We start from the raw sequence: 26,742 nt of genomic DNA on the forward strand, positions 1-26,742 counted from the left end.
CTTGAACCCGCTCTGAACGCCCGAAGCTACAGCGGGTTGCCCTCGCGGTCGCGCAGCACTTCGCGCCGGCCGACATGGTCGGGACGCCCGACGATGCCGTCCTTTTCCATCCGCTCGATCAACCGCGCCGCCGAATTATAGCCGATCCGCATCTGGCGCTGCAGCCACGATGTCGATGCCTTCTGGCTCTCGACCACCAATTGGATAGCGCCGCGATATTGCTGGTCCTCGGCCGAATCCTCGCCCAGCGGCGCGCCGTCGAGCGCGAAGCCGTCCTCATTCTCCTCGGTGACCGACTGGATGTAATCGGGCTGGCCCTGTGCACGCCAGTGATCGGCGACCGCGCGGACCTCGTCGTCGCTGACGAACGGGCCGTGGACGCGGCTGATCTGCTTGCCATAGGCCATGTACAGCATGTCGCCCTTGCCCAGCAGCTGTTCGGCGCCCTGTTCGCCCAGGATGGTGCGCGAGTCGATCTTGCTGGTGACGTTGAACGAGATGCGCGTCGGCAAATTCGCCTTGATCACGCCGGTGATGACGTCGACCGACGGGCGCTGCGTCGCCATGATCAGGTGGATGCCGGCGGCGCGCGCCTTTTGTGCCAGCCGCTGGATCAGGAATTCGACTTCCTTGCCCGCGGTCATCATCAAATCGGCGAGCTCGTCGACGATGACCACGATCTGCGGCAGCGGCTCGAATTCGAGCTGCTCTTCCTCATAGACCGGCTTGCCGTCCTCGTAGCCGATCTGGACCTTGCGGCCGAGCGGCTGGCCCTTGACCTTGGCAGCGCGCACCTTGTCGTTGAAGCTGGCGAGCCCGCGCACGTTGACCGAAGCCATCATGCGGTAACGGTCCTCCATCTGCTCGACCGCCCATTTGAGAGCGCGGACCGCCTTGGACGGGTCGGTGACCACGGGCGAGAGCAGATGCGGGATGTCGTCATACATGCTCAGTTCGAGCATCTTCGGATCGATCATGATCATCCGGCACTGTTTGGGATCGAGCTTGTAGAGCAGCGACAGGATCATGCAGTTGAGGCCCACCGACTTGCCCGATCCGGTGGTGCCGGCGACGAGCAGATGCGGCATCGGCGCCAGGTCGACGATGACCGGATCGCCGGCGGTGTTCTTGCCCAGCACGATCGGCAGCGACGCCGACTGATCCTCGAACGCATCCGAGGCCATCAACTCGTGCAGATTGACCGTCTCGCGCCGCGCATTGGGCAATTCGATGCCGATCACGGTGCGGCCGGGGATCGGCGCGATGCGCGCGGATACCGCCGACATGTTGCGCGCGATATCGTCGGCGAGCTGGACGACGCGGCTCGCCTTGGTTCCCGCGGCGGGCTCGAGCTCGTAGATCGTCACCACCGGGCCGGGATGGACCGCGGTGATCTGACCCTTGACGTGGAAATCGTCGAGCACGGTTTCGAGCAGCCGCGCGTTGCGTTCGAGCGCGGCCTTGTCGATCGGCCCGCCGGTCGACGGCGGCGGCGGCTTGAGTAGGTCGAGCGGCGGCAAGGGATAATTGTCGCGCAGGTCGAAACTGCCCTGCTTGGGCTTGGCCGGCTTGGCGGGGGGCGGCGCGGCATTGCGCTCGGCGATGACCGGCGCCGGGCGGTTGTCGGGCAGCGCCACCGCGCGCGGCTGGCGAATCGACTGTTCGGATTCCATGTCGATCACGCGATCGCCGGGACGCTGGTCAGTCAGGCGCTGTACTTCGGCCGAGCGGCCGATCCGCGGCATTGACGGCACGCGCGGCAATCCGACCTCGAGGCTCATGAACCAGATCACCGCGCCCGACAGCCCGGCCAGCGCGCCGACGACGCGGTCCGTCCACAGAATGGCAACAGGATTGCCGATCAGCGCGATCAGCCATTTGAGCCCGTCGGCGATCAGCATGCCGATCAGCCCGCTCTTGCCCGCCGGCCAGTCGAGGCTAGCGCCGCTCGACAAGAACCCTTGCGCGGTCGCGACCAGCGCGAGCCCGAACGCCGCGGTCAGCACCATCCGCACCCAGCCGCCGACCTCCTCGTCGCGCCACAGCCGCCAGGCGATCACCGGGCCGATCGCCAGCATTCCCCAGGCGGGCCAGCCGAGTACGGTATAGGCGAGGTCGGCGATCACCGCGCCGGGATAGCCGAGCAGATTCTGCGCCGGGCCGCCCGCCGCGGTGCTGAGCGACGGGTCGCCCGAATGATAGCTGGCGAGCGACAGGACGAGCAGCAACGACACCGCGGCGACCGCCACCGCGACGATCATCGCGCCCGATCGGGCAGCGCCCGCCTTCACCGTTTCCCGCCAGAGCGGCGTCTGCGCGCGGCTGGCCATGGTCGAATCCCCCGAAATGTACGCTGTGCGTTCACGATGGATTCTCGCTCTACGCGAGTCCGACGTCAAGGCGGTGTGGTTGGAGAGTGCGCTGGCCGAGCTAAATCCTCCCCATTTATGGGGAGGGGGACCAAGACGCGCAGCGGCTTGGTGGTGGGGGCTAGCCTCCCCGGACTCGCTGGCGGCCCGCCCCCTCCACCATTGGCTGTGCCAATGTGTTCGGACGAGATCGTGTCCCCCGGACACGATCTTGGCATGCCGGGGGCATGCCAAAGTCCGAACACCCTCCCCGTGAACGGGGAGGATTTGCGTTCCTCGCCCCCCATTGCCGCTCCGAACGTCAAGTCGTAGGGCATTCCGCATGTCTCAGGCTGATCTCCTCATCCTTGGCGGCGGGCTGGTCGGCAGTGCGCTTGCGGTCGCGGCCGACGCGCATGGCATCACCAGCATCGTGGTCGATCCGGCCGATCCGGCGGTGGTCACCGCGGCGGGATTCGACGGCCGCGCCTCGGCGATCGCCAGCGCACCGATGAACATGCTGCGCGCGATCGGGGTCGCCGACCGGCTAGCCGGCAAAGGCTGTCCGATCGAAGGCATCCGCGTGTCGGACGGGCTCGCACCCGGGGCGCTCGATTTCGTGCCGCAGGAGGGCGAGAGCGCGCTCGGCACGATGTTCGAGAATCGCGATCTGCGCGCCGCCTTGCTCGATGCCGCCGGCGCCGCGCCGGGCGTCGACCTTCACATGCAGACGCGCGCCGTCGCGATCGAGCGCGACGAAGCTGGCGTTCGCGCCACGTTAAGCGACGGCAGCCAGGTGCGGGCGTCGTTGCTGATCGGCGCGGAGGGCCGCAATTCGCCGACGCGCGAGGCGGCGGGGCTCAACGTCGCGCGCTGGACCTACGACCATGTCGCCTTGGTCACCTCGATCGGCCACGAGCACAGCCACGAGAACGTCGCCTACGAGATCTTCTATCCCGAGGGACCGTTCGCGATCCTGCCCTTGAACGACGATGATCGCGGGCACCGCTCGGCGATCGTCTGGTCGGTGCGCGGGAACCAGGGCCCCGGCATGCAGAAGCTCGGCGACCGCGGCTATATGGCCGAGCTCGAGCGCAAGATGGGCGGGTTCCTCGGCAAGATCACCTGGCTCGGTCCACGCTTCGCGCATCCGCTGGGATTCCATCATGCCGCGACGATCACCGCCGAGCGGCTGGCATTGGTCGGCGACGCGGCGCACGGCATCCATCCGATCGCGGGACAAGGGGTCAATGTCGGCTTCCGCGACGTCGCTGCCCTGGTCGAAGTGCTGGTCGACGGCAAGCGGATCGGGCTCGACGTCGGCGATCGCGCGCTGCTGACGCGCTACGAACGCTGGCGCAGCCTCGACACCTTCATGGTCGCGGCGGCGACCGACGGCCTGACCCGATTGTTCGGCATTCCCGGCAAGACTGCCAGCGCGGTGCGGCGATTCGGACTATCGGCGGTGCAGCACGCGCCGATGCTCAAGGACCGCTTCATTGCCGAAGCACGCGGCGAATCGGGCGCGTTGCCAAAATTGCTGGCGGGGTTGGCGGTTTGATCCATTCAACTCCTCTCCCGGAAGGGGAGAGGAAAAGCAGGGCTCACAACCGATTGATCAGCCGCTGGACCGAAGCGTGGTCGGTGCCGGCGCCGACCTCGCTGCATTCCTTTTCCAGCTTCGCCTTGATCTGCTCGAGTTCATCCTGCGTCAGATGCTCGATCCCAACGAACTCGTCGCGCGGCCCTTGCAGCGAGCGGATCAGCTCGTCGAGCTTGGCCTGGATCGCCGATCCGTCGCGATTCTGCGCATTCTGGATCAGGAACACCATCAGGAAAGTGACGATGGTGGTGCCGGTGTTGATGATCAGCTGCCACGTGTCGGAATAATGAAAGATCGGCCCTGTCACGCCCCAGACGATGATCACCGATAGCGCCAGGACGAACGCCGGCGGACGCCCGGTCCAACTCGCGACCTTGCCCGCGATCGTCTCGAAAATACGCTCCATTCGCCGCTCCTCTTGAACCTGCGGCAGGGACTGCCACTTTCCACCCTTCCCCGCTATGGCAGAGGTCATGACCCAGATCAGCGTCGCCGCGCTCCAGCTCGCCTTTTCCGATGATATCGAGGCGAATATCGCCAACGTCTCGCGCCTGGTCCGCGAGGCGGCGGGCAAGGGCGCGCAAGTCATCCTGCCGCCCGAATTGTTCGAGGGCGAATATTTCTGCCGCGTCGAGGACGAAGGCCTGTTCGCCAATGCCCGGCCGACCGCCGAGCATCGGGCGGTGTTGGCGATGCAGGACCTCGCCGCGGAATTGAAAGTGTGGATTCCGACCAGCTTCTTCGAAGCCGACGGCCCGCATCATTATAACAGCCTGGCGATGGTCAATCCCGACGGCAAGGTCGCCGGCGTCTATCGCAAGAGCCACATTCCCGACGGCCCGGGCTATGAAGAGAAATTCTATTTCCGCCCCGGCAATACCGGCTTCAAGGTGTGGGACGGCCCCTCGGCCAAGCTCGGCGTCGGGGTGTGCTGGGACCAATGGTATCCCGAAACCGCGCGGGCGATGATGCTGATGGGCGCGGAGATATTGTTCTATCCCACCGCGATCGGCAGCGAGCCGCATGACGAAGGCCTCGACACCGCGCGATTGTGGCGCCGCGCGATGGTCGGGCATGCCGTATCGAACGTCGTGCCGGTGGTCGCCGCCAACCGCGTCGGCACCGAGCATGGCCAGACCTTCTACGGCACCAGCTTCATCACCGACGAGCGTGGCGACATCCTGGCTGAACTGGGCCGCGAGGAAGAGGGTGTGATCACCGCGACGCTCGACCTCGACCGCGTCAAGCGCCACCGCGCCGCATTCGGCTTCTTCCGCGATCGCCGGCCGGAACTGTACGGCCGGCTGGTGCAGGACATCTGATCGCGAAACCGGGCGCCGCTCGATGGCGACGCCCGGCTGATGTCACGCGGCGACGGCCATCCGCGGCTGGCCCAATGCCTTTTGCCATGCCGGCAACAGCGCGATCGTGTCGTAGAAGCGCTGCACATGGGGATAGTCATCGAAGTCGACCGGCATCGCGTCGCGATACGGCTCGGCCGAGGCGATCGCGAAGTCGACGAAGCTCAGCCGGTCGCCCAGCATGAACTCGTGCGTCGCGAGATGGGCGTCGAGTACCGGCAGCAGGCGCGCCGCCTGCACCAGCGCATCGTCGACCAATGGCTGGTTGGTCTCGCCCCAGCCCAATTGCGGGCGCACGACCGATTCGAAGAAGATCGTGCCGAGCGCCTTGTTGTAATGCACGCCTTCCCACAGCAGCCAGCGCAGCATGTCGAGCCGCTGGCGGCGGTCGGCCGGGATCATCGCGCTGCCCTCGGCGAGATAGAGACCGATCGCGTTCGATTCCCACAGCACGAAATCGCCGTCGACCAGGGTTGGTGCCAGGCGGTTGGGATTGATCTCGCCATAAGCGTCGGACTGGACCTGCTCGACGGTCATGGCGTCAATCTCCACTGGCAGGTCGAGATGGTGGATCAGCGCCAAAACCTTGCGGGAATTCAGCGATTTGGTCAGCGCATAGAGCTTCATGTCTGTCTCCGTCGAACCGGGCAGCCCAGCGCCGCCCGCTATCGCCAAGGACGGAGGCTCGGCGAAAAAGGATTCGCGCGACCGAATCTTTTTCCGCGCCGCCACCGTCTCTCCCGGTAGAAGAATGGCGGATGGCGAGGGACATGACGGACGAGACGGATCGGACACGGATCGAGGCATTGCTGGTCGAGCTACGGCCGGCGCTGCATCGCTATGCCGCGCGGATGGTGGGATCGGTGCTCGATGGCGAGGATGTCGTCCAGGACGCGATCGCGCGCGCCATGGCGGCACTCGACCGCACCCCGCCGGAGGGGGATGGCACCGCTTGGGCGTTCCGCATCGCGCACAATACCGCGATCGACCATTTGCGCGCGCGTGCCCGCCGCGCCGGCGAGCAGGAGATCCAGGAGGAGGATATGGTGTCGGATGGTGACGAGGCCGCGCGCCGCTTTGCCGCCGGTGCCGCGCTGGCGGTGTTCATGCACCTGCCGCCGCTGCAGCGCGGGACGGTCATCCTGAAAGACGTGCTGGGCTATTCGAACGAGGAAGCGGCGGGGATTCTCGACACGACTCTGGCCGCGACCAAGGCGGCGTTGCACCGCGGCCGCGCGCGCCTCCGTACGCTCGCCGACGCGCCGTCATCCTCGCCGCCCGCCGATCATGACGACCTGATCCGGCTGCAGACCTATGTCGACCGCTTCAATGCGCGCGATTTCGACGCGATTCGCGCGATGCTCGCCGACGATGTGCGGTTCGAGCTGGTGGCGCGGATGACGCGCGACCGCGCGGCATTCGAAACCTATTTCACGCGTTATACCGAAATGACGTCATGGCGCTTGTCGGTCGGCATGATCGAAGGTCGCGCCGTGGCGATTGTCCACGATCCCGCCGATCCGGCCGGACCACCGACCGGGATGATCGTGATCGATTGGGCGGACGGCCGCATCGTCCGGCTGCGCGATTTCTATCACGCGCGTTACGTGCTGCGCGACGCGGTGATCTCGCCGCTGGCTTAGGGCTAAGCACCGGTCAACGTTTCCGCCTGGCCTTTGGCGCAGCCTTGGGCCGCGACTTGCCGCGGTGGAGCAGGAATGCGGTCAGCCCACCGATCGCGGCAACGCCCGCGGCGACGGCTCCGCCCACCAGCAACATGCGCGCCCGACCGGATTGTTCCTCCTCGGGTTCGGGAGCGGGCGGCGGCGCGTGGTGCTCGTGCGGCGGCTCGGCGATCGGATAAGGCGACTGGTTGTCGGGCGGGACGGGCGGTTCGTGGGTCATGCCCGAAACAACCGACGACCGTGGACGAAGTTCAACCGCGCAATTCGATCGCGCGCGCGAACACCGCCTCGAACATCTCTGCGGTCAGGCGGCCGGTATTCTGATTGTAGCGCGAGCAATGATAGCTATCGATCAGCATCCGCCCGTCGGGCACGCGATGTTCGGCGAGATGCGCAAAGCGGCATTTGGGCAGCTTGCCGCCGAGCACCTTGACCGCCGATTGGTGCGCGATCTGGCCGAGCGCGACGAACACCCGGGCATTGGGCAGCATTTCGACCTGACCGGCCAGGAATGGGCGGCAGCTATGGATTTCCTCGGGCGTCGGCTTGTTCTCGGGCGGCAGGCATTTGACCGAATTGCAGATGATCACGCCGTCGAGCGCCAGTCCGTCATCGGGCCGCGACTGATAGGTGCCGCGCGTGAAGCCGAATTTGGCGAGTGTCGCGAACAACAAATCGCCGGCATAATCGCCGGTGAACGGCCGCCCGGTGCGATTGGCGCCGTTCTTTCCCGGCGCCAGGCCGACGATACACAGCCAGCCATTGGGATCGCCGAACGCGGGCACCGGGGCGTTCCACCAATCGGGATGCTCGACCCGCAATTGCTCGCGGAACGCGACCAGCCGCGGACAGCGCGGGCAATCGTGCGGCGGTTCGGTGTCGGGGATCGGGCCGGGTGCAAAGTCCATGCGCTTGCGGTAGGCCCCGTGACGTCATGCCGTCCAGTTATGTCATCGCCTTGGGTTCCAACCGCCGCGGCCGTCACGGCGCACCCGCCGACGAGGTGCGCGCGGCGCTGGCGGCGATCGGCGGTGTCGTCATGACGTCGCCGTTGGTCGCGACCGCTCCGCTCGGGCCGGCGCGGCGGCGCTTCGTCAACGCCGCGGCGCTGATCGAGAGCGAGGACAGCCCGCCCGAGTTGCTGGCTCGGCTGAAGGCGATCGAGGCTGCGTTCGGGCGGCGGCGCGGGCAGCGCTGGACTGACCGCGTGATCGACCTCGACATCATCCTGTGGTCGGACGGCGCCTGGGCGGGCGACGGGCTGATCGTGCCGCATCCCGAATTCCGCCGCCGCGACTTCGTGCTCCGGCCGCTTGCCGCGATCGTGCCGGACTGGCGCGATCCGGTCACGGGGCGGACGATACGCCAGCTCGCGGCGCGTATCCGCTAGAAGGTGCGCGGGCTTCCGACCGAGGCGAGCGCCGCGCCGAACAGCACCAGCCACAACAGGCAGACGATCAAAGCGAGCCCGCCCGTCACCAGCCCGCCAACGGCAAGCCCCTTGCTGGTCGGGCTCTTCAGCCCGATCCCGCCGGTGATGAGCGCGGCGGGAGCGAGCAGCCACGAGATCAGCCCGATGATCGGAATGATCGAACAGATCAGCCCCAGGATGCCCAGAACCAGCGACGCGGTCGCCGCGCCTGACCCTTCCGAGTATGTGGGTTCGGGATAATAAGGAACCGGGCGCACCGACGGGCGCATAGGATCGGGATCGCTGGCCATGATGCCCCTTATCGCTGCAATTCGACATGGCTAGCGGCGACGGCGCCCGATGCCAAGCGGCGCAATGGTTGACCCGGCGTGCCTCGCCCCCTAAGCGCCGCCACCTTGGGGCTCGTAGCTCAGTCGGTAGAGCAACGGACTTTTAATCTGTAGGTCCCGGGTTCGAATCCCGGCGAGCCCACCAATTCCTTCCCCGGGTCGCTTACCCCTGCCGTTCGGCGAGCACCCGCTCCCACGCCAGCGCGTCGCGGACGATGCGGTCGAGATCGTCGTACTGCGGGCGCCACGGCAGAGTCGCCAGGATGCGGCGGTTATCCGATACCAATTCCGCCGGATCGCCGGCGCGGCGGCCCTGGAACACGCGCTTGACCTCGTGATTGGTCACGCGATCGACCGCGTCGAGCACCTGCAGCACCGAATAGCCATGGCCGTAACCGGCGTTCATCGTCAGGTTCTCGCCCGGCTCGGCGATCAACCGATCGAGCGCGTGGACGTGCGCGGCGGCGAGGTCGCTGACATGGATGTAATCGCGCACGCCCGTCCCGTCGGCAGTGGCGAAATCGGTGCCGAACACGCCGACATGATCGCGCTTGCCCGTCGCCGCCTCGACCGCGACCTTGATCAGATGCGTCGCGCCCGCGGTCGACTGGCCCGACCGGCCCTGGGGGTCGGCGCCTGCGACGTTGAAATAGCGCAGCGCGCAATAATTGATCGGATGCGCCGCGGCGACGTCCTTCAGCATCGCCTCGGTCATCAGCTTCGACATGCCATAGGGATTGATCGGCAGCTTGGGATCGTCCTCCGCGACCGGCACGCGCTCGGGCGTGCCATAGGTCGCCGCGGTCGAGCTGAAGATGAAATGCTTGACCCCCGACACCACCGCGCTTTCGATCAGCGCGCGGCTCGCGACGGTGTTGTTGCGATAATATTTGAGCGGGTTCTCGACCGATTCGGGCACCACCACCGATCCGGCGAAGTGCATCACCGCGAGGACGTCGTGCTCGCGCATCGCGGCGCGGACCTTCTCGTCATCCTCGATGTTCGCGACGACCAACGTAGCGCGTGGATCGACCGCCCAGTCGAACCCGGTGACGAGATTGTCGACCACCAATACGTCCCAGCCCGCGTCGAGCAAGGCCAGTACCGCATGGCTGCCGATATAGCCCGCGCCGCCCGTGACCAGCACCTTGCCCTTGCTCATCGATATGTCCTTTTCGCCCGGCCCTTTGCCGCCGCGCGCGCCGTACCTATGTTTAGGCCAAGTTGAAAAGGGAGTGAGACGAATGTCCCTCGAATTTGCGACGCTTGCCGGCGGCTGCTTCTGGTGCACCGAGGCGGTGTATAACGATGTGATCGGCGTCGAGAGCGTCGAAAGCGGTTATATCGGCGGCCATGTCGCCAACCCGACCTACAAACAGGTGTGCGGCGGCGATACCGGCCATGCCGAGGCGATCCGGGTCGGTTTCGATCCCGAGCGGATCTCCTATGCCGACCTGCTCGACATCTTCTTCGCGACGCACGACCCGACCACACTCAACCGCCAGGGCAATGACGTCGGCACGCAATATCGCTCGGCGATCTTCCCGCACGATGCCGCGCAAGAGGAAGAAGCCAAGGCGGCGATCGTCCGCAATGCGGGCGAGTGGCCCAATCCGATCGTGACGACGATCGAACCTTTGGGTGAGTGGTATCCCGCCGAGGATTACCACCAGGAATATTGGGACGGCGAAGGCCAGCGGAATCCGTACTGCCTCGCGGTGATCCCGCCCAAGCTCAAGAAGCTGCGCAAGAGCTTCGCCGCGCGGTCGAAAGCCGAGACGGCGGCGGCCTGAACTCGTCAGCTCCCCTCCCTGCTTGCAGGGAGGGGTTGGGGGTGGGTGCGCGCGTCTGCGCGCCCACAAAGACCCATCGACCGATCACCAAACAGCGCCGGACGAGGCATCGAGCCTCGCCCAGCGCTACACCCACCCCTTGATCCCCTCCCTTGCAGGGAGGGGAGGGTCAGATACCTAGAGCGCCTCGCCCTCGACCGGCGGCCTGGCCTTGGCGTCGGCGCCCAGCGCCTTGTAAACCACACCGCCCAAAATCCCGCCGATCAACGGTGCGACCCAGAACACCCAGAGTTGCTCGATCGCCCAGCCGCCGACGACCAGCGCCTGGCCGGTCGAGCGCGCCGGATTGACCGAGGTGTTGGTCACCGGAATCGACACGAGGTGAATGAGCGTCAGCGCAAGCCCGATCGCGATCGGCGCGAAGCCGGCGGGTGCGCGCGTATCGGTCGCGCCCATGATCACGACCAGGAACATGAAGGTCATGACGATTTCGATCGTCACGGCGGCGACCAGCGAATATTTTCCTGGCGAATGCTCGCCGAATCCATTGGCGGCAAAGACGCCTGGCTCCCAGCCAGCCTGCCCCGAGGCGATGAAATAGAGCAGATAGGCGGCGATCACCGCGCCGAGCACCTGGGCGACGACATAGAGCGGGATGTCCTTGCCGGCGAAGCGCCCGCCCGCCCATAGCCCCAGCGTGACCGCGGGGTTGAGGTGACAGCCCGATATATGTCCGATCGTATAGGCCATGGTCAGCACGGTCAGGCCGAACGCCAGGGCGACTCCGGCAAAACCGATGCCGGCAGCGGGAAAATTACAGGCCAGGACCGCGGCACCGCAGCCGCCGAAAACGAGCCAGAACGTGCCGATAAGCTCGGCGAGCCCGCGTTGGATGTTCGTCATACGCCCCTCTCCTTGGTCGTGCCGCCTTACGGAACGAGTGCCGGAACGGCCCGATGGCGAGAGACTAAGCCTCGTTTCGGCTGTGTAAAGACGTAACGGCTTGTTTTGCAGTCATTCCCGATGCGATGCGCGGCGCAGGCGATCGTTGATCGCGACGCCGATCCCTTCATTGGGGACGGGCGCGATCGCGATTTTCGGCTGCGACGAGGCGTCGCCGCGGTGCAGCGCGTCGAACAGATTGGCCGCTGCCTCGGCCAGATCGCCGCTCGGCGAGAGATTGTCGTTGCCCCCGGTTGCGGCGAATCCGATCATCCATTCGTCTTCGGCGCCGCGCGGCGCGTCGATCCGCAAGGGTTTGCGCGGCGCATAATGCGCGAGCAGCTGGCCTGGCGATTCGATCTGCTCGGGCTGGCCGTCATCTTCGCCGGTATCGAAGCGATCGAGCTTCACGCCGGGCCGGGTAATCGCCGCGCGCACCTCGTCGATCGTCACCGGCCCATGGCGCAGGATGCGCGTCATCCCGAACACTTCGCGGACGATGGTCGATTCGATCCCCTGGCTGGTCGGCCCGTCATCGAGGATCAGCGGGATCCGCCCGTCGAGGCTGGCGGCGACATGCTCGGCGCGGGTCGGGCTGATCGACCCCGAGGCATTGGCCGAGGGCGCGGCGAGCGGCCGCCCGCTCGCTTCGAGCAAGGCGCGCATCGCGCGGTGGCGCGGCACGCGGATCGCGATCGTCTCGAGTCCCGCGGTCACCAAAGAGGCGATCTGCGCCGACGGCTTGAGCGGCAGGACCAGGGTCAGCGGCCCCGGCCAGAACGCCTCGGCCAGCGCATCAGCGCGCCGGTCGAACGCGGCGATCCGCTTCGCCTCGGCGAGATCGGGGACATGGACGATCAGCGGATTGAAACTCGGCCGTCCCTTGGCCGCATAGACCGCGGTCACCGCGGCGGCGTTGGTCGCGTCGGCGGCCAGGCCATAGACCGTTTCGGTCGGCACCGCGACGCAGGCGCCTTGCCGGATCAGCGCCGCCGCTTCGGCGACAGAATCGGCTCCGTAAGGTAAAGTGCGGGTGAGTTGCGCGTCCATCGCCGGGGGCTATAGCGCGTCGGATCAGGAGAGGAAGCCGAATGCCCTTCAATCCAGCCGTTCGTGAGCAGCGTTTCGTGCTCGACCATGTAGCGCAGCTGGCCGATCTCGCCGCGACCGAGCGCTTCGCCGATGCCACGCCCGATCTGGTCGACGCGGTGCTCGAGGGCGCCGGTGCCTTCGCCGCGGGCGAATGGGCGCCGCTGGCGAGGGCAGGCGATACCGACGGGCCGAAATGGACTCCCGAGGGCGTCAAGATGCCGGCCGGCTATCCCGAGGCCTATCGCGCTTATGTCGAGGGCGGCTGGGGCACGATCGGCGCGCCCGGCGATTTCGGCGGACAGGGTCTGCCGTTCGTGCTGGCCAGCGCGGTGCTCGAAACCCTGGGCGCCGCGAACATGGGCTTCGCGCTCGCCCCGACCCTGACCGTCGGCGCGATCGAGGCATTGCTCCACCACGGCACGCCCGAGCAGCAGGCGGCCTATCTGCCGCACCTCGCGACCGGTGCCTGGACCGGGACGATGAACCTGACCGAGCCCCAGGCCGGCTCCGATGTCGGTGCGCTGCGCTGCCGCGCCGAGCCGGCGGGCGACGGCAAATGGAAGATTTCGGGCACCAAGATCTTCATCTCGTTCGGCGACCACGACATGGCCGACAATATCGTCCACCTCGTCCTTGCGCGGACCCCCGGCGCGCCCGCGGGGACGCGTGGCATCTCGCTTTTTCTAGTTCCGAAATATCGTCTCGACGCCGACGGCAAGCCCGGCGCGTTCAACGATGTCCGCGTCGTCTCGATCGAACACAAGATGGGGCTGCACGCCTCACCGACTTGTGTGCTCTCGTTCGGCGACAACAATGACTGCATCGGCGAGCTGATCGGTGCGGAGAATGCCGGCATGCGCGCGATGTTCACGATGATGAACAATGCGCGGCTCAATGTCGGCTTGCAAGGCGTGCAGGTGGCGGAAGCCGCCACGCAGAAAGCGGTCGATTATGCCCGCGAGCGCATCCAGTCGGCGCGCGCCGGCTCGGCCGACAAGACTCCCGTCGCGATCATCGAGCATCCCGACGTTCGCCGCATGCTGATGCGGATGAAGGCGCAGACCCAGGCGGCACGCGCCTTGGTCTATCTCGCCTCGGCACAAGTCGATCGCGCCGGGCTGGGCGACGAGGCGGCTAGGGATCGGCTCGAAATCCTGACTCCGCTGGCCAAGGCGCATGGCACCGATCTCGGCAACGAAGTCGCCTCGCTCGGCATCCAGGTCCATGGCGGCATGGGCTATATCGAGGAGACCGGCGCGGCGCAGTTCTTCCGCGATGCTCGCATCACCCCGATCTACGAAGGCACCAACGGCATCCAGGCGGCCGATCTGGTTGGGCGCAAGCTCAGCCTGTCGAACGGCGCGGCGTTCGCGACGCTGATCGCCGACATGCGCGCCGAGGCCGAGGAGTCGGCGCTGCGCATGCTGATCGACGCCTGTGACGAGGTCGGGCGGCGGCTGGCGACGGCGGACGCCGACGATCGGCTGGCGGCAAGCTATCCGTTCCTCACCATGGTGTCGGTCGCGGTGTGCGGCTGGCTGATGGAGCGGCAGGGGCGCGCGGCGGCCGATGGCAATGACGATTTCCTGCGCATGAAGCGCGCGGTCTGCGCTTTCTATGTCGAGCAGATCGTGCCCGAAGCGTTGGGGTTGCACGCGGCGGCGACGGCGCCCGCGGCCGGGCTGTACCAATTACCTGCGGAGCTGTTCGCGGCATGAGCTTCGATCTCGACGCCTATTTCGACCGAATCCGTCTCGCCGAACGCCCGGCCCGCGATCTCGAAGGTCTGGCCATGCTCCAGCGCGCGCACCGGCTGGCGATCCCGTTCGAGAATCTCGACATCAGGCTCGGCCGCGGCATCGCGATCGACAGCGAGTCGGTGTTCGCCAAGCTCGTGACGCGGCGGCGCGGCGGCTATTGTTTCGAACAGAACCGATTGTTCTGTGACGCGCTGACCGAATTGGGGTTCACCGTACGGCCACTGCTCGCGCGCGTCTGGTTCGGCGCCACCGCGACGCCCGGACGCACGCACATGGTGCTGCTGGTGACGATCGACGGGCAGGACTGGCTCGCCGACGCCGGCTTCGGCGGCAGCTATTCGCCGATCATGCCGCTGATCGATGGGGCGGAAGCGACCGCGCCCGACGGCGCCTTGTTCCGCCTGACGTACGACAAGCGCGGCTGGATGCTGTCGCGCGACGGCAACCCCGCAACCACCGACGGGCGCGATACGGGCGAGGGCTGGGTCGAGCAATTCAGTTTCACCCTCGACGAGGTGCCGCAGATCGACCTCGCCATGTCCAACCACTGGACCGCAACCGCGCCGAACACGCGCTTCACCGACCTCGTCGTGGTCAGCATCGTCCTGCCCCACGGCTTCGCCGCGCTGACCGATCGCAACTATCGCCGCCACTCGGCGGGCGAGGACACGACCGGCGTCATCGACGACCCGCGCGTCTACCGCCTGCGGCTGAGCATGTTGTTCGGGATCGACCTGAGCGAAGAGGAAGTCGCGCGGCTGGGGCTGTTCTAGCGCGCCGCGCTTAATTGCCGTCGTCACGTGGCAGATGCAAAACCCGTCCGCCAATCCGTTCGCGGCGAGGATAAGCAAGGTGGATTGCCTCGACGACTTTCGGATTGAACCGTTGATCGAACACCACGTCACCACGATCGCCATCGGTCACGAAAAACGCGAACCTGCGCTGTTCGATCAGCGTCACGAACTTGGCTTCGTCATAGCGCCCGGCGCTGCCTAGCTCCGCGACGATCGACGGCTCCCAGCGCATCGATTGCCCCGCTCTGATCAGCAGCGTGGCATCGTCGGAAATCACCGGCCGTTTGGCCTGGCGGATGCGAGCGGCAATCGCATCGAGCGCTTGCTGCTGAATCTTGACGGCGCCGCGATCGGGCAAAAGCCCGGCTCCGGCGGTTTGCAGCGGCAGGATAATGCCGACCAGCCCCAACAGGATCACGTTCGGCTTCGCCGGCAAGCGCAATGTCGAGCGCAACACCGGCACCATCGCGATGCCGAACAATATGGCGAGTTCGGAAAACCAATCGATCAGGTAATTGTCGCTCGCGCCCGATTTCAGGATCGCCGGCAGCATCACCGTCTTGCAGGCCAGTGTCGCGACGACGACCGAAATCGCCACGTTCTTCAGATCGGTGGCGAGCCACGCCCTGAGATCGCGCCAATGCCGTAGGCCCGAGCCGCGAACACTGTCGAGCAGGCCGAATGCCGCTATCCCGATCACCGCAATATTGGCCAGCAGCACGGTGCCGAACGCCAGGGCGTGATCCCAGATGATGCGGTTGATATTGTACGAAACGATATTGAGCAGAAAGCCGCCTTGGGTAGCGGATTCGAGCGCAGCAAGGGCAGCCAGCCCGCTACCGATGGAAACGGCAGCCATCAGCCAGGCCCGTGAAGGGCGCACCGCGAGAAGGACCAGGAACGCGCCGGCAGGCGCCGGCAGGCTGGTCTGGCGCGTGTACAATGCGATGGTGAACATGAGGCCGGCAGCGACACAGGCGCCAATCGACCGAGGGGCGTGGATCGCGAGCAGCATGCCCGCGAGCGACAAGGCGCAGGCCAACAGATCGATCCGCATCAACAGCGCCCATTCGTCGACCACCGGCAGCGTGAGGAACGCTAATCCCGCAATCGTCGCGGCGCCGAAGACCACCTTCCGGTTTTCGCCGGCCAGGGCATAAGCGGTAAGCCGGGCGATGAGCATGGCGCATGCGACCGCCGACGCCAGCGAGACGAGCCGCCCGGCGTAGAGCTCGTCGATCCCGGTGATCCGCGCGACGCCGGCCGCGCAAAGATGGAATAGGGGCGGGTATTCATAGGCGATCGCGGGATAGATGCCGATCGGCTGGTAGCCCTGGCCCTGCGCGATGTTGCGCATCTGCTGCCAGACCACGCCTTCGCCGTAATCAAAGGCATAGGGAAAACTGAATGCGATGGACGCCTGCGCGGTAAATCGGACGAGCGCGACGAGGAACACTGCCACCAGGATGCCGATCGTCGCGCGACTGACCAGGGTCATGTCGGGCTTGAGCGCTGCGGCTGACCCGCTCCCCGTTTCCTGCCCCGCCATGGTCAGCTAATTACCGGCAGCGTTCGCCACGTCAAAGCGGATCGCGGAACGTCCGCATTTGGGCGGATCGTCTTGAAGAGCTGGGATGGAAGGCCGCGCCGCGGACAAGCGCCCTAAAGCGCTGCATTGGGCGATGATAATGACCGCAAATCCGGCCGGAAGTTCAGGCGCGTTCGCGCTCGGGCAGGTCCCCAAGCGGTCGCGCTCGGCGATGCGGAGCTTTTCCGCCGGACCTATGTCCACTGATGGGTCGTTAGCAGTCATTAGCGCGAATGCGTTCACGACCGGAGGTTCGCGCGTGGTGGCAGGCGGAAATTAAGAATTGTCTGCTCCAACTCTGCCGATGCGAACGCATCTTGAGTTCCGCTCGATTGAATTCCCCGCCTATCCGGACGAGGAAGAAGTGATCAATCCGGGGCGCTTCGGAAAGCGCCTAGCTGAGTTCCTAATGGCGGAGTTGCCGAGGAGCGGGTTCGAAATCGCCAGTGTCAACGCCGAGGACTGGGGCTGGCGCATCGACCTGAAGCATGACGCCTTCCCACTGTGGATTGGGTGCGGAAATTACGAAGAGTATGGAGACGGCTTCCTGTGCTTTATCGAGCCTTCAAAGCCATATGTGCGCCGGTTGTTCAGGCGCATTTCAACCGCCAGTAGCGTCGATCGCCTGGCGGTCTCTCTCGACACCATTGTTCGCAGTAGCGGTAAAGCGCGCCAGTTGAGATGGTGGAGCGAAGCGGAAGTCGGCGGAGGAACGTGACCATTAAAGCAAGCCTGAAACCCACGCTGGTTGGCAATCCGTCAGCGTAAATCACCATCACCATCGTTTCGGCCGCCCTTATGACTTGAAGCGAACGTTCCCCAGCTTCACGAATGCTACCATCCTGGTCGCCCTAATCTGCTGACAATGCGCCCACTGGAACTCGATGAGGTGGAGATGCTCCTTCAACGCCGGCAACAACGTCGTGGACGGCCCGCTGAGCGAAATTCGACTCAGCAATGCGAATCGATCCTGTTGGAAGCGCTGGCTGTTGAAGTCTTTATCCTGCGTGACGAGGATACGGCCGGCTCTGAGCGCTGTCATAGCGACCACCGGATCGGGCGAGTCCGCTGGAATGGAGAAGCGCTGGCGCTGTACACTATGCCCGCGACGCTGCAGGAAGCCGCCGATCGAATCCGGCACGTTATTGTCGAGGAAAAAACTAAGTTTGATCGTCGTCTTCGCCATTAAGCGGCGACCGGCTCCGAGATGTAAGTGAGTGCAGCGGCGACGTCCGCCTCGGTCAGCACTGGATATTCCTTGATGATCCGAGCGACCGAGTAACCGTCTTCGGCGAACTCGCGAATGGCGGTTACCGAGACCCGCGTCCCTGCAATCACGGGCTCGTTCTGAGCGATGAATCGCGCCCTAACAACTTGGCCAATCCGATCACTGCGGTCATTGAGTTCCTGCACTGCCCGACGCGTGCTGGAGATCACCACGCGAAGCGGGATGTCGAAAACCCGCTGGCCGCTCACTACTTCCTGACGAAGGTTGGTGCGCGGATCGTCGAAAACGACGCGTCGGCCGAGGACATAGAGAGTCGTCGCTGTCCATTTTTCATCGCCAAGGTGCGACAATTCTCGCGAAACTTCGCGGAGGTGGGAGAGCGAAATTTTCTTCTTGTTCCGTAGATCGTTCAGCACGCGAAGGGAGACGATGTCCCGAAACGAGTAGATGCGCCCGAAGGGAACACCCTTCGCATCGCTGAAACTTGGACAAAAGAATTCATCCGCGTCCCACCGGCGCAGCTGGTTCAACGAGACACCAGACAAGCGGGCAGCCTGCTCCTCGCTAAAGGCGCCGACAATGTTGTCCGCTTCGCTCATTACCTAAATCACCGCCTCGATCGCTAGAGCTATACCAGCCTGTGCTGAATGGGAAGTTGCCGCCTGATCCCTTCAAAGGGCGGCTTTTGGGATTGGCAGAGATATCGCTGAGCGACGGGTGTTCTGGCGCTTAGCAGTCAGTCCCCTTCGTCGTTCATGACCTAGCATGGCAAAGCGGGGGGCGCCCTGCTTTCGCGGGAGCACGATCAACTTCGTCCCGGACAGCGTCGCTCAATGCTCCGACTGGATACAGCCTTCATCCCCCGCCGCCGGACGGTCCACCGACTTGCCGCCGACGAACCATTGCGGCTTCGGCCCCAGCTTCATGTCGTAATAACAGATTTCCGCACCGGTGCCGTCGGGCGCGATCGCGATCGTCCAATTATGGTCGCTGCAATTGTGCTCCTGGCACTCGTTCATCAGCAGCTTGCCGTTCTGCAGCACGATCGGGCTCGCCGGCCCGGTAGTGTCAGCCAGCCATTTGCGCGCCTCGGCGTTCGCGCCCGACCCGGCGATTGCCGCCTTGACCGCGTCGGTTTCGGTGAAGGTCTTGCCGGCAATCTTGTCGTACGGCGATTTGCCGGCATAGACGGCCAGCGACGGGGCTTCGGCCGCCGGCACGACCGAATTGCCGGGAGTCGCGATCGCGTTGTCGGTGGCCGAGGCGACGATGTCGGTGTTGGTGGTCGTCGTTTCCACCGTGACGTTATTGGTCACGGTCGTGGTCTGCGGTGCGCAGCCGGCGAGCAGGACGAGCGACAGGGTAGCGAAAGCGAGCGTCGATCTGGCCATGACCATCTCCTCGATAGAGGAGCAGCATGTGCGCCGCGGCGATCGATGGCACCGGAAATTCAGGCGCCTTCGCGCTCGAGCAGATCGGCCGCGTCGAGCCCGAGCAGCTCGATATAATCGGCGATGCGTGGCCATTGCTGGGTCACGAAGCGATCGCGCTCGGCGATGCGGAGCTTTTCCGCCGCGCCGGGCAGGACGAACATGCCGACGCCGCGCCGCACCTCGACATACCCGTCGTCCTGGAAACTTTGATAGGCCTTGGCCACCGTCAACGGGTTGGCGCCATGTTCCGCCGCGAGCGCGCGGACCGACGGCAATTGGTCGCCCGCACGATATTCGCCCCGCAGAATCGCCGCCGAGATCGTGCCCCTCAACCGGATGTAAACCGGGCTGTCATCATTGCTAAGTGCCATGGTGCATTAATACAGCAACGGTGAAAAGAGTCCAGTCAATTACCCTTGCCACGTTGAAATAATCTTTTGCAGATCGGGGCGTGGCCTTTCTTCTAGTTGCTTTCCCGGCGTTCCCAGGAAGATATACCCGGCGATCCGTTCGGGTTCCGCGCCGAACGCATCGCGCACCGCGTCGGAATAGGCCGCCCAACCGGTCAGCCAGCCCCCGGCAAACCCCAAAGCGTGCGCGGCATGAAGCAGGTTCATGCCCGCGGCGCCCGCCGATAATTGCTGTTCCCAAAGCGGGATATGGCTGTCGACCTTGGGCGACGACAGCACCACCACCAAAGTCGGCGCCTGGGTCGCGAATTGCTCGAGTGCCTCGATCTCCAGCCGCGCCGCTTGCGGCCGCTCGGCGCGATAGGCATTGGTGATCGTCTCGGCCAGCGCGGCGCGCTTGTCGGCGGGGACGATCACGAACCGCCATGGCGCGAGCTTGCCATGGTCGGGGGTACGCGCGGCGATCTCCAGGATCTGCTGCAGCTGCGCATCGTCGGGGCCCGGCGCGACAAGGTCGCGCGGCTTGCCCGAGCGGCGAGTAGACAGCAGCGAAAGCGGCGTGGAGCGGTCGTTGAACATCGTCGCCATCTAGGAATGCACACGACCACCGGCAACGGAGTCTGTGCCCCGCTGTCGGTATATTTACTCGCCTCGCTTTGCCGCTAGTCTCGCTTCATCCACTCGCCGCGTTTTGAGACGGCGGGAGCAAGAATTCAGGGAGCGAATGCATGGTGGACACCCCGACCGCGGACAATCCGCGCGAGCCGGACATCACCCACACCAATCCAGCGGCGGAGGGAACCTGGTTAGGCCATCCCAAGCCGCTCTATTGGCTGTTCGGCACGGAGATGTGGGAGCGGTTCGGCTTTTACGGCATGCGGGCGCTGCTCACGCTCTATCTCACCAAGCATTTCATCCTCGGCGACCGCGCCTCGACCGGCCTCTATGGCGGCTATACCGCGTTGGTCTATCTGACCCCGCTGGTCGGCGGATTGCTTGCCGACCAATATCTCGGCTCGAAGCGCGCGGTTCGTTTCGGCGCGCTGATGATGGCGGTCGGCTATTTCACGCTCGCCTTCGGCGGTCAGCCGGCCAAGCCCTATCAGGTGATTGACGGCAAGAAGTACGAAGTGGTCGTCGATCATTTCCGCGACACGCCGACCAGCGACCCGCAAGAGGCGCGCTATCTGATTGACGGCAGCCAGAAGCTGGCGATGCGGGGTAACGACGATGGCAGCCTGTCGCTGCTCGGCGCAGACGGGCACGAGGTCCGCAAGATCGCCAAAGGCAGCTATGCCGAGGAAGCCGAGCGCAGCCCGCTCCTGACGATGATCCTGTTGATGGCGCTATCGTTGGTCTCGGTCGGCAACGGTTTCTTCAAGCCCAATATCTCGACGATGGTCGGCGAGCTCTACGAACAGGGCGACCGCCGCCGCGATGCGGGATTCACGATCTTCTACATGGGGATCAACACCGGCTCGATCCTCGGCCAGTTCCTCTGCGCGATCTTCGCCGACAGTTTCGGATGGCCGTTCGGGCTCGGCCTCGCCGGCGTGGCGATGGTGATTTCGTTCTTCATGATCAGTTATCATGGCGGCCGGCTCGACGCATACGGCAACCCACCTCCTCGCGAAGGTCCCGACCGGGCGATGCTGATCTACGTGCTCGCGATCGTCGCCGTGCCGGTGGTCTATTTCCTGTTCGTCAATTTGATGCAGGCCGAGGAACCCGCCGCGGGCTCGGGCTTCATCGGCTATCTCGCGTCGCTCCCGCTGACGGGTAAATTGCTGTTCGGCACGTTCATCGTCTCGGTCCCCGGCATCCTCATCTGGTCGTTCGTGAAGGGTAGCCGCAAGGAAGGCGAGATGATGGTCGCGGCGATGGTGCTGATCGTCTTCAACGTCGTGTTCTGGACCTTGTTCGAACAGGCCGGGTCGAGCCTGACCCTGTTCGCCGACCGCAATACCGACCGCACCATCATCGGCGACTGGGTGATGTCGGCGCCGCAGACGCAGAATTTCAACCCGATCTCGATCGTGCTGCTGGCGCCAGTGATGAGCGCCTTTTGGGGTTGGCTCGCGCGGCGCGGCTGGGAGCCCTCGATCCCGATCAAGTTCGCCGGCGCGTTGATGGGCGTGGGCGCTGGCTTCCTGTTCCTGGTCTGGGGATCGACCTTCGCCGACAGCAATTTCAAGGTCGGGTTGTGGTGGCTTGCCGGGCTCTACGTGATCCATTCGATCGCCGAGCTCTGCATCTCGCCGGTCGGGCTGTCGATGATCACCAAGCTGTCGATCGCGCGGGTCGTCGGGTTGATGATGGGGGTGTGGTTCCTGTCGATCTCCGTCGCGCAATATGTCGCGGGTCTGGTCGCGCAATTTGCCAGCGTCGAGACGGTTGGCGGGCAAGCGACCAATTTGAAGGTCAGCCTGGATACCTATACGCACACCTTCACGACGATCGCCCTGGTGGCGATCGGACTCGGCCTGCTACTGCTCCTGCTGGCCTGGCCGCTCAAGAAGTGGATGCACGGGGTCCAGTGATGGCCTAGGCTCTCTTCCGGAACGGTTCGGGGGAGAGGGTCCATGAGTCCGTTATGCTGGGAAATCGCCGCCGCGGTCGCGTTCGTCGGATCGCATTTCCTGCTGTCGCATCCGTTGCGTGGCACCATCGTGCGCGCGATCGGCGAGCTGCCGTTCCAGGGCGTCTATTCGCTGGTCGCGCTGGCGACGTTCGGCTGGCTCGCGCTCGCGTTCCGCGCGGTGCCGCCCGAGGCGTCGTTCTGGGCGGTCGGCGACGGGCTGTGGATCCTGAGCACGGTGATCATGTTCTTCGCGAGCATCATGTTCGTGGGGTCGCTGCTCGGCAATCCGGCGCTGCCCGGACCGCCGCGTGCGGCGAGCGCGCTGCCCGAACCGCGCGGCGTGTTCAGCGTGACGCGGCATCCGATGATGTGGAGCTTCACGCTGTGGGGCGTGGCGCATATCCTGGTCGCGCCGACGCCGGCGAATATCGTGCTGGCGAAGACGATCATCTTCCTCGCTTTGGTCGGCGCCGCGCTCCAGGACAGGAAGAAGGAAAAGCTCCAGCCCGAAACGTGGCGGGCATGGGAAGCGCATACCAGCTATTGGCCGCTCGGGGCGATCCTCAGCGGGCGCGTCAAGTTCACGCCGGCCGGGATCGTGCCGGCCGTGGGCGGGATCGCCTTGTGGCTCGCCGCGACCTGGGCGCATTTGCCGCTGGCGGGCATGCCGGCGGGGATTTGGCGCTGGATCGGGGGGTAGGGGTCCGAGTTTCCCTCTCCCCTTGTGGGAGAGGGAAGGGGCCCGCTCGGCGTAGCCGAGTGGGAAGGGTGAGGGGGACTCCAAGGGTTCGCCGACTCCCCCTCATCCTTCCGGCGCTTCGCGCCTCTCTCCTTCTCCCACAAGGGGAGAAGGAGTGTAGCCAAGATCACCCAGGCAGCTGCTCAACCATCCGATCGGTCTCGCCCTCACCTTCCGTCGTAATCCCACTCCGCACCGCGATCGTGCCGGTGACCGCTACATCCATCGTCACGTTCCCCAGCGTCCGGAACAAGTCAGGCACCGTCTCGACCGCGACCAGCAGCCCCAGCGCCTCGAGCGGCACGCCCATCGCCACCGCTACCGGCGCGACCGAGGCGAAGAAGCTGATCGTGCCCGGCAGCGATACTGACCCCATCGTCGTGATCGCCGCGGTGACGACGCCGGCGGCGAGCTGGCCGGGGCCGATTGGCGTGCCGGTCAGATGCGCGACATAGAGCGCGACCGCCAGGTTCATCGCCGGGCTGGTCGCGCGGAACACCGCGACCGCGATCGGCAGGACGATGCCCGACACCCGCGCCGGGGCGCCGATCGCCTCGCTCGAGCGGAGCATGGTCGGGAGCGAGGCGAGCGAGGACGAGGTGCTGATCGCGACGATCTGGCTCGGCAGGACGGCGCGGGCGAAGCGCCCGATGCTTATGCGCGCACCGATCGCCGCGATCGGATAGGCCGACAGCAGCACCAGGATACCGAGCGTCGAGACGATCGCGACATAATGCGCCAGCGCGCCGAACGCGGCTGCGCCGGTTTCCATGCCCACTCCGAACGCCAGGCAGAACACGCCGAGCGGGGCGAGCACCAGCACCCAGCCGATCACCACGATCATCGCGTCGGCGATCGCCTGGAACAGATCGACCATCAGCTTGCGGCGATCGGGCTGCAACCGGGTGATGGCGAAGGCGAACACCATCGCGAACACGGTCAGCGGCAGGAAAGCGTCGGTCGCGGCGGCGTCGATGATGTTGGTCGGCACGATCTTGTCGAAGAAATCGCCCAGCGTCGGCACCTGGCCGGCGGTCTTGGCGCTCGACAGCGAGGCCCTGAGCGCCATTGCCCAATCGGGGCGGAGCGGGAACAGCTTAAGCAGCAATGGCGTGAGCAGCGCCGACATGATCGTGTTGAACCACAGGATGACGACGAAGAAGATCAGCGCGCGCCCGGCGATCTTGCCGGCGCGCGCCGCTTCGGCCGAGGCGGCGATGCCGATCACCAGCAGCGCCACGACCAGCGGCACGATCACCATCTGCAGCCCGTGCAGCCAGGCGCCGCCGATCCGCTTGGTGAAGACCAGGACCCAGCCGCCGGCGTCGGGCGCCCAATTGGCGAGCGCGATACCCAGCGCCAAGCCCGCCACCAGCGAGATCAGGATCCTCAATGCTTGGCTCATGCTCGCCCTTCTTCGTTTGCCGCGCTAAGAGGCGGCCTTGGCGCGGGATAGCGGACGGAAACGGGCAGAATGGCAAGAAAATATTTCGGTACGGACGGTATTCGCGGCCTGACCAACATGCAGCCGATGACCGCGGAGATGGCGATGAAGGTCGGCATGGCGGCTGGCGCGCATTTCGTTCGCGGCGACCACAAGCACCGCGTGGTGATCGGCAAGGACACGCGGCTGTCGGGCTATATGCTCGAAAACGCGCTGGTCGCCGGGTTTACCAGCGTCGGCATGGACGTGACTTTGTTCGGGCCGCTGCCGACCCCGGCGATCGGCATGCTGACCAAGTCGATGCGCGCCGATCTGGGCGTGATGATCTCGGCCAGCCACAACCCTTACGCCGATAACGGCATCAAATTGTTCGGTCCGGACGGCTATAAATTGAGCGATGCCGACGAGACGGCGATCGAGGCGCTGATCGACGGCGACGTCGCATTGGCCGATGCGCCCGATATCGGCCGCGCGCGCCGGGTCGAGGATGCGCGCGGGCGCTATATCCATTTCGCCAAGGCGACTTTCCCCGACGATCTGACGCTCGACGGACTCAAGATCGTGGTCGATTGCGCCAATGGCGCCGCCTATCAGGTCGCGCCTTCGGCCTTGTGGGAATTGGGCGCCGAGGTCATCGCGATTGGCGTCACGCCCAACGGCAAGAATATCAACGATCAGGTCGGATCGACCGCGCCGGAGACCTTGTGCGAGACGGTGGTCGCCAGCGGCGCGCATATCGGCATCGCGCTCGACGGCGACGCCGACCGTCTGATCGTCGTCGACGAGAATGGCCGCGTGATCGACGGCGACCAGCTGATGGCGGTGATCGCGACCGGCTGGGCGCGGGCGGGCAATCTCCGCAATGGCGGGCTGGTCGCGACGGTGATGTCCAACCTGGGGCTCGAACGCCATCTCAGCGCGCAGGGGATCAAGCTGATCCGCACCGCGGTCGGCGACCGCTACGTGCTCGAGGCGATGCGTGGCCAGGGATACAATGTCGGCGGCGAGCAATCGGGGCACATCATCCTGTCGGATTACGCCACCACCGGCGATGGGTTGGTCGCGGCGCTGCAGATCCTCGCCGAACTGGTCCGCTCGGGGATTCCGGCGAGCGAATTGCTCCATCGCTTCGATCCGCTGCCGCAATTGCTCAAGAACGTGCGCTTCAAGGGCGGCAAGCCGCTCGACGATGCCGGGGTCAAGGCAGTGATTGCCGATGCCGAGGGCGAACTCGAGGGCAAGGGCCGGCTGGTGATTCGCCCGTCGGGCACCGAGCCGGTGATCCGGGTGATGGCCGAGGGCGAGGATGCCGCTCAGGTCGAGGCGGTGGTCGACCGGATTTGCGAGGCGGTTAAGACCGCGGCAGGGTAATCTCTACAGCAACAGGCCCTGCAGATTGGCGCGCCCGACCGCGCCGCCGCCGCGCCGCCGCGCGAGTTCGGTCTCGGCGGTGAAGCGCACATCGGGGTCGCGGTCGGTCAGGAAGCCGGCCAGGCTGTCCTCGGCGATCTCGCTCCATTCCTTGCCGCGATCCGGGCCATAGCGCACGCGCGGTAGCAGGCCGGGCTGGTTCGACCATTCGATCAATTGCGCGACCGACGCCTCGTTGAGCATGTCGCGCAGATGGTGCGCGGTGACATAGGCGTCGGGAAAGGCGCGGTGCGCGGGCAGGCCGCGCTCATGCTCGAGCCCCTCGGGCTTGCGCCAATAGCGTAGCACCTGGTTGGAGAAGCTCGGGCTATCGGGCCACAGCCTGAGCGCGCATTTCCAGGTGCAGATCCAGTCGGCGCCGTGAGTCAGCGTCGGGGTGCAGAATTGCTCCTCGAAATCGGCGCGATGCGCGGCGAGCGCGATGCGGCGCGGATAGGGATCGAGCACCGGACGCGCGACATCGATCCAATAAGGCGCGTCGGCCACCTGTTCGTCGAGGATATGGTGGATCGCCTGGGTGATCGGCGGGATCGGGCGGCCGGGATTGACCATCCGGCTGCCGCCTTCGCCGTATATTTCCCAGCGCCCGTCCGCGCCGAGCGCGACGTCCTGCCAACCCACTTCCAGCACGCCATGCTGCGGCGGCGCGTCGCCGGTGGTTTCGAGGTCGATGACACGGATGATCGAGGGGGGCGCCATTCGGGCTAGATGGGGGCTTTGGCCGGGAAAAGCCACCTAGGGCCACTTTC

The 26,742-nt window shown here is 65.5% G+C and carries 28 protein-coding genes and 1 tRNA gene; 12 read left to right on the forward strand and 17 right to left on the reverse strand.

Annotated elements, in window-relative coordinates; all coding sequences use genetic code 11:
• Positions 1-26: 26 nt before the first annotated feature.
• A complete protein-coding gene (locus AC1DQQ_RS11195; RefSeq protein ID WP_478045188.1) occupies positions 27-2,330 on the reverse strand; it encodes a DNA translocase FtsK in 2,304 nt (767 codons plus the stop codon).
• Between the two features lie 361 nt (positions 2,331-2,691).
• On the opposite strand from AC1DQQ_RS11195, the gene AC1DQQ_RS11200 reads away from it, so the two are divergent.
• Complete coding sequence (locus AC1DQQ_RS11200) at positions 2,692-3,909, forward strand: FAD-dependent monooxygenase (protein WP_478045189.1); 1,218 nt, start codon at positions 2,692-2,694, stop codon at positions 3,907-3,909.
• Positions 3,910-3,952: 43 nt separating this feature from the next.
• On the opposite strand, the gene AC1DQQ_RS11205 is transcribed toward AC1DQQ_RS11200, so the two are convergent.
• Positions 3,953-4,357, reverse strand: a complete 405-nt coding sequence (locus AC1DQQ_RS11205; protein WP_478031319.1) for a low affinity iron permease family protein — start codon at positions 4,355-4,357, stop codon at positions 3,953-3,955.
• A 67-nt stretch (positions 4,358-4,424) separates the two neighbouring features.
• On the opposite strand from AC1DQQ_RS11205, the gene aguB reads away from it, so the two are divergent.
• On the forward strand, positions 4,425-5,273 hold the full coding sequence (gene aguB / locus AC1DQQ_RS11210; RefSeq protein WP_478045190.1) for an N-carbamoylputrescine amidase: 849 nt from the start codon (positions 4,425-4,427) through the stop codon (positions 5,271-5,273).
• A 42-nt stretch (positions 5,274-5,315) separates the two neighbouring features.
• Here the strand turns inward: aguB and AC1DQQ_RS11215 are convergent, their stop codons facing one another.
• Positions 5,316-5,939 carry a glutathione S-transferase family protein gene (locus AC1DQQ_RS11215; protein WP_478045191.1) on the reverse strand — a complete coding sequence of 208 codons (624 nt, stop codon included), beginning with the start codon at positions 5,937-5,939 and terminating at the stop codon, positions 5,316-5,318.
• Positions 5,940-6,082: 143 nt separating this feature from the next.
• Between AC1DQQ_RS11215 and AC1DQQ_RS11220 the strand changes: the two genes are divergently transcribed.
• A complete protein-coding gene (locus AC1DQQ_RS11220; RefSeq protein WP_478045192.1) occupies positions 6,083-6,955 on the forward strand; it encodes a sigma-70 family RNA polymerase sigma factor in 873 nt (290 codons plus the stop codon).
• A gap of 13 nt (positions 6,956-6,968) precedes the next feature.
• Here AC1DQQ_RS11220 and AC1DQQ_RS11225 read toward each other — a convergent pair whose 3' ends face one another.
• Positions 6,969-7,217, reverse strand: a complete 249-nt coding sequence (locus tag AC1DQQ_RS11225) for a hypothetical protein (RefSeq protein ID WP_478045193.1) — start codon at positions 7,215-7,217, stop codon at positions 6,969-6,971.
• Positions 7,218-7,248: 31 nt separating this feature from the next.
• Positions 7,249-7,905, reverse strand: a complete 657-nt coding sequence (locus AC1DQQ_RS11230) for a uracil-DNA glycosylase (protein WP_478045194.1) — start codon at positions 7,903-7,905, stop codon at positions 7,249-7,251.
• 26 nt (positions 7,906-7,931) lie between these two features.
• On the opposite strand from AC1DQQ_RS11230, the gene folK reads away from it, so the two are divergent.
• A complete protein-coding gene (gene folK, locus AC1DQQ_RS11235; RefSeq protein WP_478045195.1) occupies positions 7,932-8,387 on the forward strand; it encodes a 2-amino-4-hydroxy-6-hydroxymethyldihydropteridine diphosphokinase in 456 nt (151 codons plus the stop codon).
• Here folK and AC1DQQ_RS11240 read toward each other — a convergent pair.
• Positions 8,384-8,719, reverse strand: a complete 336-nt coding sequence (locus tag AC1DQQ_RS11240; RefSeq protein WP_478045196.1) for a hypothetical protein — start codon at positions 8,717-8,719, stop codon at positions 8,384-8,386. The two genes, folK and AC1DQQ_RS11240, sit on opposite strands and share 4 nt — an antisense overlap.
• 108 nt (positions 8,720-8,827) lie before the next feature.
• Between AC1DQQ_RS11240 and AC1DQQ_RS11245 the strand changes: the two genes are divergently transcribed.
• Positions 8,828-8,903: transfer RNA gene (locus AC1DQQ_RS11245), tRNA-Lys, on the forward strand.
• 18 nt (positions 8,904-8,921) lie between these two features.
• Here the strand turns inward: AC1DQQ_RS11245 and galE are convergent.
• Positions 8,922-9,920: a UDP-glucose 4-epimerase GalE gene (gene galE, locus AC1DQQ_RS11250; protein WP_478045197.1), complete on the reverse strand. Its 999-nt coding sequence runs from the start codon at positions 9,918-9,920 to the stop codon at positions 8,922-8,924.
• Between the two features lie 82 nt (positions 9,921-10,002).
• Between galE and msrA the strand changes: the two genes are divergently transcribed.
• Entirely contained in the window at positions 10,003-10,551 is a 549-nt protein-coding gene (gene msrA, locus AC1DQQ_RS11255; RefSeq protein WP_478031332.1) for a peptide-methionine (S)-S-oxide reductase MsrA, read from the forward strand.
• Between the two features lie 177 nt (positions 10,552-10,728).
• Here msrA and aqpZ read toward each other — a convergent pair whose 3' ends face one another.
• Positions 10,729-11,454, reverse strand: coding sequence for an aquaporin Z (gene aqpZ, locus AC1DQQ_RS11260; RefSeq protein ID WP_478045198.1), 726 nt, complete (start codon positions 11,452-11,454; stop codon positions 10,729-10,731).
• Between the two features lie 111 nt (positions 11,455-11,565).
• Positions 11,566-12,543 (reverse strand): L-threonylcarbamoyladenylate synthase, encoded by a 978-nt coding sequence (locus AC1DQQ_RS11265; protein WP_478031335.1) that lies wholly within the window; start codon positions 12,541-12,543, stop codon positions 11,566-11,568.
• A gap of 41 nt (positions 12,544-12,584) precedes the next feature.
• Here AC1DQQ_RS11265 and AC1DQQ_RS11270 point away from each other — a divergent pair, with 41 nt between their 5' ends.
• Positions 12,585-14,303, forward strand: coding sequence for an acyl-CoA dehydrogenase (locus tag AC1DQQ_RS11270; protein ID WP_478045200.1), 1,719 nt, complete (start codon positions 12,585-12,587; stop codon positions 14,301-14,303).
• Complete coding sequence (locus AC1DQQ_RS11275; RefSeq protein ID WP_478045201.1) at positions 14,300-15,118, forward strand: arylamine N-acetyltransferase family protein; 819 nt, start codon at positions 14,300-14,302, stop codon at positions 15,116-15,118. The genes AC1DQQ_RS11270 and AC1DQQ_RS11275 overlap by 4 nt, the downstream gene beginning before the upstream one ends.
• A 10-nt stretch (positions 15,119-15,128) precedes the next feature.
• Here AC1DQQ_RS11275 and AC1DQQ_RS11280 read toward each other — a convergent pair whose 3' ends face one another.
• The gene (locus AC1DQQ_RS11280; protein WP_478045203.1) at positions 15,129-16,688 is read right to left on the reverse strand and encodes a hypothetical protein; all 1,560 of its coding nucleotides are present in this window, start codon (positions 16,686-16,688) and stop codon (positions 15,129-15,131) included.
• A 322-nt stretch (positions 16,689-17,010) separates the two neighbouring features.
• Here AC1DQQ_RS11280 and AC1DQQ_RS11285 point away from each other — a divergent pair, with 322 nt between their 5' ends.
• Positions 17,011-17,445 carry a hypothetical protein gene (locus AC1DQQ_RS11285; protein WP_478031342.1) on the forward strand — a complete coding sequence of 145 codons (435 nt, stop codon included), beginning with the start codon at positions 17,011-17,013 and terminating at the stop codon, positions 17,443-17,445.
• A 78-nt stretch (positions 17,446-17,523) separates the two neighbouring features.
• Here the strand turns inward: AC1DQQ_RS11285 and AC1DQQ_RS11290 are convergent, their stop codons facing one another.
• The 5 genes from AC1DQQ_RS11290 to AC1DQQ_RS11310 all read right to left on the reverse strand — a co-directional run bounded on the left by AC1DQQ_RS11290 (position 17,524) and on the right by AC1DQQ_RS11310 (position 20,377).
• Positions 17,524-17,913: a DUF5615 family PIN-like protein gene (locus AC1DQQ_RS11290; protein ID WP_478031344.1), complete on the reverse strand. Its 390-nt coding sequence runs from the start codon at positions 17,911-17,913 to the stop codon at positions 17,524-17,526.
• Positions 17,913-18,554 (reverse strand): DUF433 domain-containing protein, encoded by a 642-nt coding sequence (locus tag AC1DQQ_RS11295; RefSeq protein WP_478031346.1) that lies wholly within the window; start codon positions 18,552-18,554, stop codon positions 17,913-17,915. Before AC1DQQ_RS11295 ends, AC1DQQ_RS11290 begins: the two co-directional genes overlap by 1 nt.
• 231 nt (positions 18,555-18,785) lie before the next feature.
• Positions 18,786-19,346 carry a hypothetical protein gene (locus AC1DQQ_RS11300; protein WP_478045204.1) on the reverse strand — a complete coding sequence of 187 codons (561 nt, stop codon included), beginning with the start codon at positions 19,344-19,346 and terminating at the stop codon, positions 18,786-18,788.
• 59 nt (positions 19,347-19,405) lie between these two features.
• Positions 19,406-19,759, reverse strand: coding sequence for a GntR family transcriptional regulator (locus AC1DQQ_RS11305; protein ID WP_066805059.1), 354 nt, complete (start codon positions 19,757-19,759; stop codon positions 19,406-19,408).
• Between the two features lie 39 nt (positions 19,760-19,798).
• On the reverse strand, positions 19,799-20,377 hold the full coding sequence (locus tag AC1DQQ_RS11310; RefSeq protein WP_478045285.1) for a nitroreductase family protein: 579 nt from the start codon (positions 20,375-20,377) through the stop codon (positions 19,799-19,801).
• 149 nt (positions 20,378-20,526) lie between these two features.
• Here AC1DQQ_RS11310 and AC1DQQ_RS11315 point away from each other — a divergent pair, with 149 nt between their 5' ends.
• Both AC1DQQ_RS11315 and AC1DQQ_RS11320 read left to right on the forward strand, forming a co-directional pair.
• The gene (locus AC1DQQ_RS11315) at positions 20,527-22,338 is read left to right on the forward strand and encodes a peptide MFS transporter (protein ID WP_478045206.1); all 1,812 of its coding nucleotides are present in this window, start codon (positions 20,527-20,529) and stop codon (positions 22,336-22,338) included.
• Positions 22,339-22,380: 42 nt separating this feature from the next.
• Entirely contained in the window at positions 22,381-23,079 is a 699-nt protein-coding gene (locus AC1DQQ_RS11320) for an NnrU family protein (protein WP_478045207.1), read from the forward strand.
• A 166-nt stretch (positions 23,080-23,245) separates the two neighbouring features.
• On the opposite strand, the gene AC1DQQ_RS11325 is transcribed toward AC1DQQ_RS11320, so the two are convergent.
• Positions 23,246-24,523, reverse strand: coding sequence for a dicarboxylate/amino acid:cation symporter (locus AC1DQQ_RS11325; protein WP_478045209.1), 1,278 nt, complete (start codon positions 24,521-24,523; stop codon positions 23,246-23,248).
• A gap of 69 nt (positions 24,524-24,592) precedes the next feature.
• On the opposite strand from AC1DQQ_RS11325, the gene glmM reads away from it, so the two are divergent.
• On the forward strand, positions 24,593-25,933 hold the full coding sequence (glmM, locus tag AC1DQQ_RS11330) for a phosphoglucosamine mutase (RefSeq protein ID WP_478045210.1): 1,341 nt from the start codon (positions 24,593-24,595) through the stop codon (positions 25,931-25,933).
• A gap of 3 nt (positions 25,934-25,936) precedes the next feature.
• Here the strand turns inward: glmM and AC1DQQ_RS11335 are convergent, their stop codons facing one another.
• Positions 25,937-26,692, reverse strand: a complete 756-nt coding sequence (locus AC1DQQ_RS11335) for an exonuclease domain-containing protein (RefSeq protein ID WP_478045211.1) — start codon at positions 26,690-26,692, stop codon at positions 25,937-25,939.
• Positions 26,693-26,742 lie beyond the last annotated feature (50 nt).

The organism is Sphingomonas sp. P4_G3 (genome assembly GCF_056401105.1).

Bases quoted from the DNA above. Each gene is read 5' to 3' on its own strand.
- AC1DQQ_RS11195 (WP_478045188.1), bottom strand. From the start codon at position 2,330: ATGGCCAGCCGCGCGCAGACGCCGCTCTGGCGGGAAACGGTGAAGGCG.
- AC1DQQ_RS11200 (WP_478045189.1), top strand. From the start codon at position 2,692: ATGTCTCAGGCTGATCTCCTCATCCTTGGCGGCGGGCTGGTCGGCAGT.
- AC1DQQ_RS11205 (WP_478031319.1), bottom strand. From the start codon at position 4,357: ATGGAGCGTATTTTCGAGACGATCGCGGGCAAGGTCGCGAGTTGGACC.
- aguB (WP_478045190.1), top strand. From the start codon at position 4,425: ATGACCCAGATCAGCGTCGCCGCGCTCCAGCTCGCCTTTTCCGATGAT.
- AC1DQQ_RS11215 (WP_478045191.1), bottom strand. From the start codon at position 5,939: ATGAAGCTCTATGCGCTGACCAAATCGCTGAATTCCCGCAAGGTTTTG.
- AC1DQQ_RS11220 (WP_478045192.1), top strand. From the start codon at position 6,083: ATGACGGACGAGACGGATCGGACACGGATCGAGGCATTGCTGGTCGAG.
- AC1DQQ_RS11225 (WP_478045193.1), bottom strand. From the start codon at position 7,217: ATGACCCACGAACCGCCCGTCCCGCCCGACAACCAGTCGCCTTATCCG.
- AC1DQQ_RS11230 (WP_478045194.1), bottom strand. From the start codon at position 7,905: ATGGACTTTGCACCCGGCCCGATCCCCGACACCGAACCGCCGCACGAT.
- folK (WP_478045195.1), top strand. From the start codon at position 7,932: ATGCCGTCCAGTTATGTCATCGCCTTGGGTTCCAACCGCCGCGGCCGT.
- AC1DQQ_RS11240 (WP_478045196.1), bottom strand. From the start codon at position 8,719: ATGGCCAGCGATCCCGATCCTATGCGCCCGTCGGTGCGCCCGGTTCCT.
- galE (WP_478045197.1), bottom strand. From the start codon at position 9,920: ATGAGCAAGGGCAAGGTGCTGGTCACGGGCGGCGCGGGCTATATCGGC.
- msrA (WP_478031332.1), top strand. From the start codon at position 10,003: ATGTCCCTCGAATTTGCGACGCTTGCCGGCGGCTGCTTCTGGTGCACC.
- aqpZ (WP_478045198.1), bottom strand. From the start codon at position 11,454: ATGACGAACATCCAACGCGGGCTCGCCGAGCTTATCGGCACGTTCTGG.
- AC1DQQ_RS11265 (WP_478031335.1), bottom strand. From the start codon at position 12,543: ATGGACGCGCAACTCACCCGCACTTTACCTTACGGAGCCGATTCTGTC.
- AC1DQQ_RS11270 (WP_478045200.1), top strand. From the start codon at position 12,585: ATGCCCTTCAATCCAGCCGTTCGTGAGCAGCGTTTCGTGCTCGACCAT.
- AC1DQQ_RS11275 (WP_478045201.1), top strand. From the start codon at position 14,300: ATGAGCTTCGATCTCGACGCCTATTTCGACCGAATCCGTCTCGCCGAA.
- AC1DQQ_RS11280 (WP_478045203.1), bottom strand. From the start codon at position 16,688: ATGGCGGGGCAGGAAACGGGGAGCGGGTCAGCCGCAGCGCTCAAGCCC.
- AC1DQQ_RS11290 (WP_478031344.1), bottom strand. From the start codon at position 17,913: ATGGCGAAGACGACGATCAAACTTAGTTTTTTCCTCGACAATAACGTG.
- AC1DQQ_RS11295 (WP_478031346.1), bottom strand. From the start codon at position 18,554: ATGAGCGAAGCGGACAACATTGTCGGCGCCTTTAGCGAGGAGCAGGCT.
- AC1DQQ_RS11300 (WP_478045204.1), bottom strand. From the start codon at position 19,346: ATGGCCAGATCGACGCTCGCTTTCGCTACCCTGTCGCTCGTCCTGCTC.
- AC1DQQ_RS11305 (WP_066805059.1), bottom strand. From the start codon at position 19,759: ATGGCACTTAGCAATGATGACAGCCCGGTTTACATCCGGTTGAGGGGC.
- AC1DQQ_RS11310 (WP_478045285.1), bottom strand. From the start codon at position 20,377: ATGTTCAACGACCGCTCCACGCCGCTTTCGCTGCTGTCTACTCGCCGC.
- AC1DQQ_RS11315 (WP_478045206.1), top strand. From the start codon at position 20,527: ATGGTGGACACCCCGACCGCGGACAATCCGCGCGAGCCGGACATCACC.
- AC1DQQ_RS11320 (WP_478045207.1), top strand. From the start codon at position 22,381: ATGAGTCCGTTATGCTGGGAAATCGCCGCCGCGGTCGCGTTCGTCGGA.
- AC1DQQ_RS11325 (WP_478045209.1), bottom strand. From the start codon at position 24,523: ATGAGCCAAGCATTGAGGATCCTGATCTCGCTGGTGGCGGGCTTGGCG.
- glmM (WP_478045210.1), top strand. From the start codon at position 24,593: ATGGCAAGAAAATATTTCGGTACGGACGGTATTCGCGGCCTGACCAAC.
- AC1DQQ_RS11335 (WP_478045211.1), bottom strand. From the start codon at position 26,692: ATGGCGCCCCCCTCGATCATCCGTGTCATCGACCTCGAAACCACCGGC.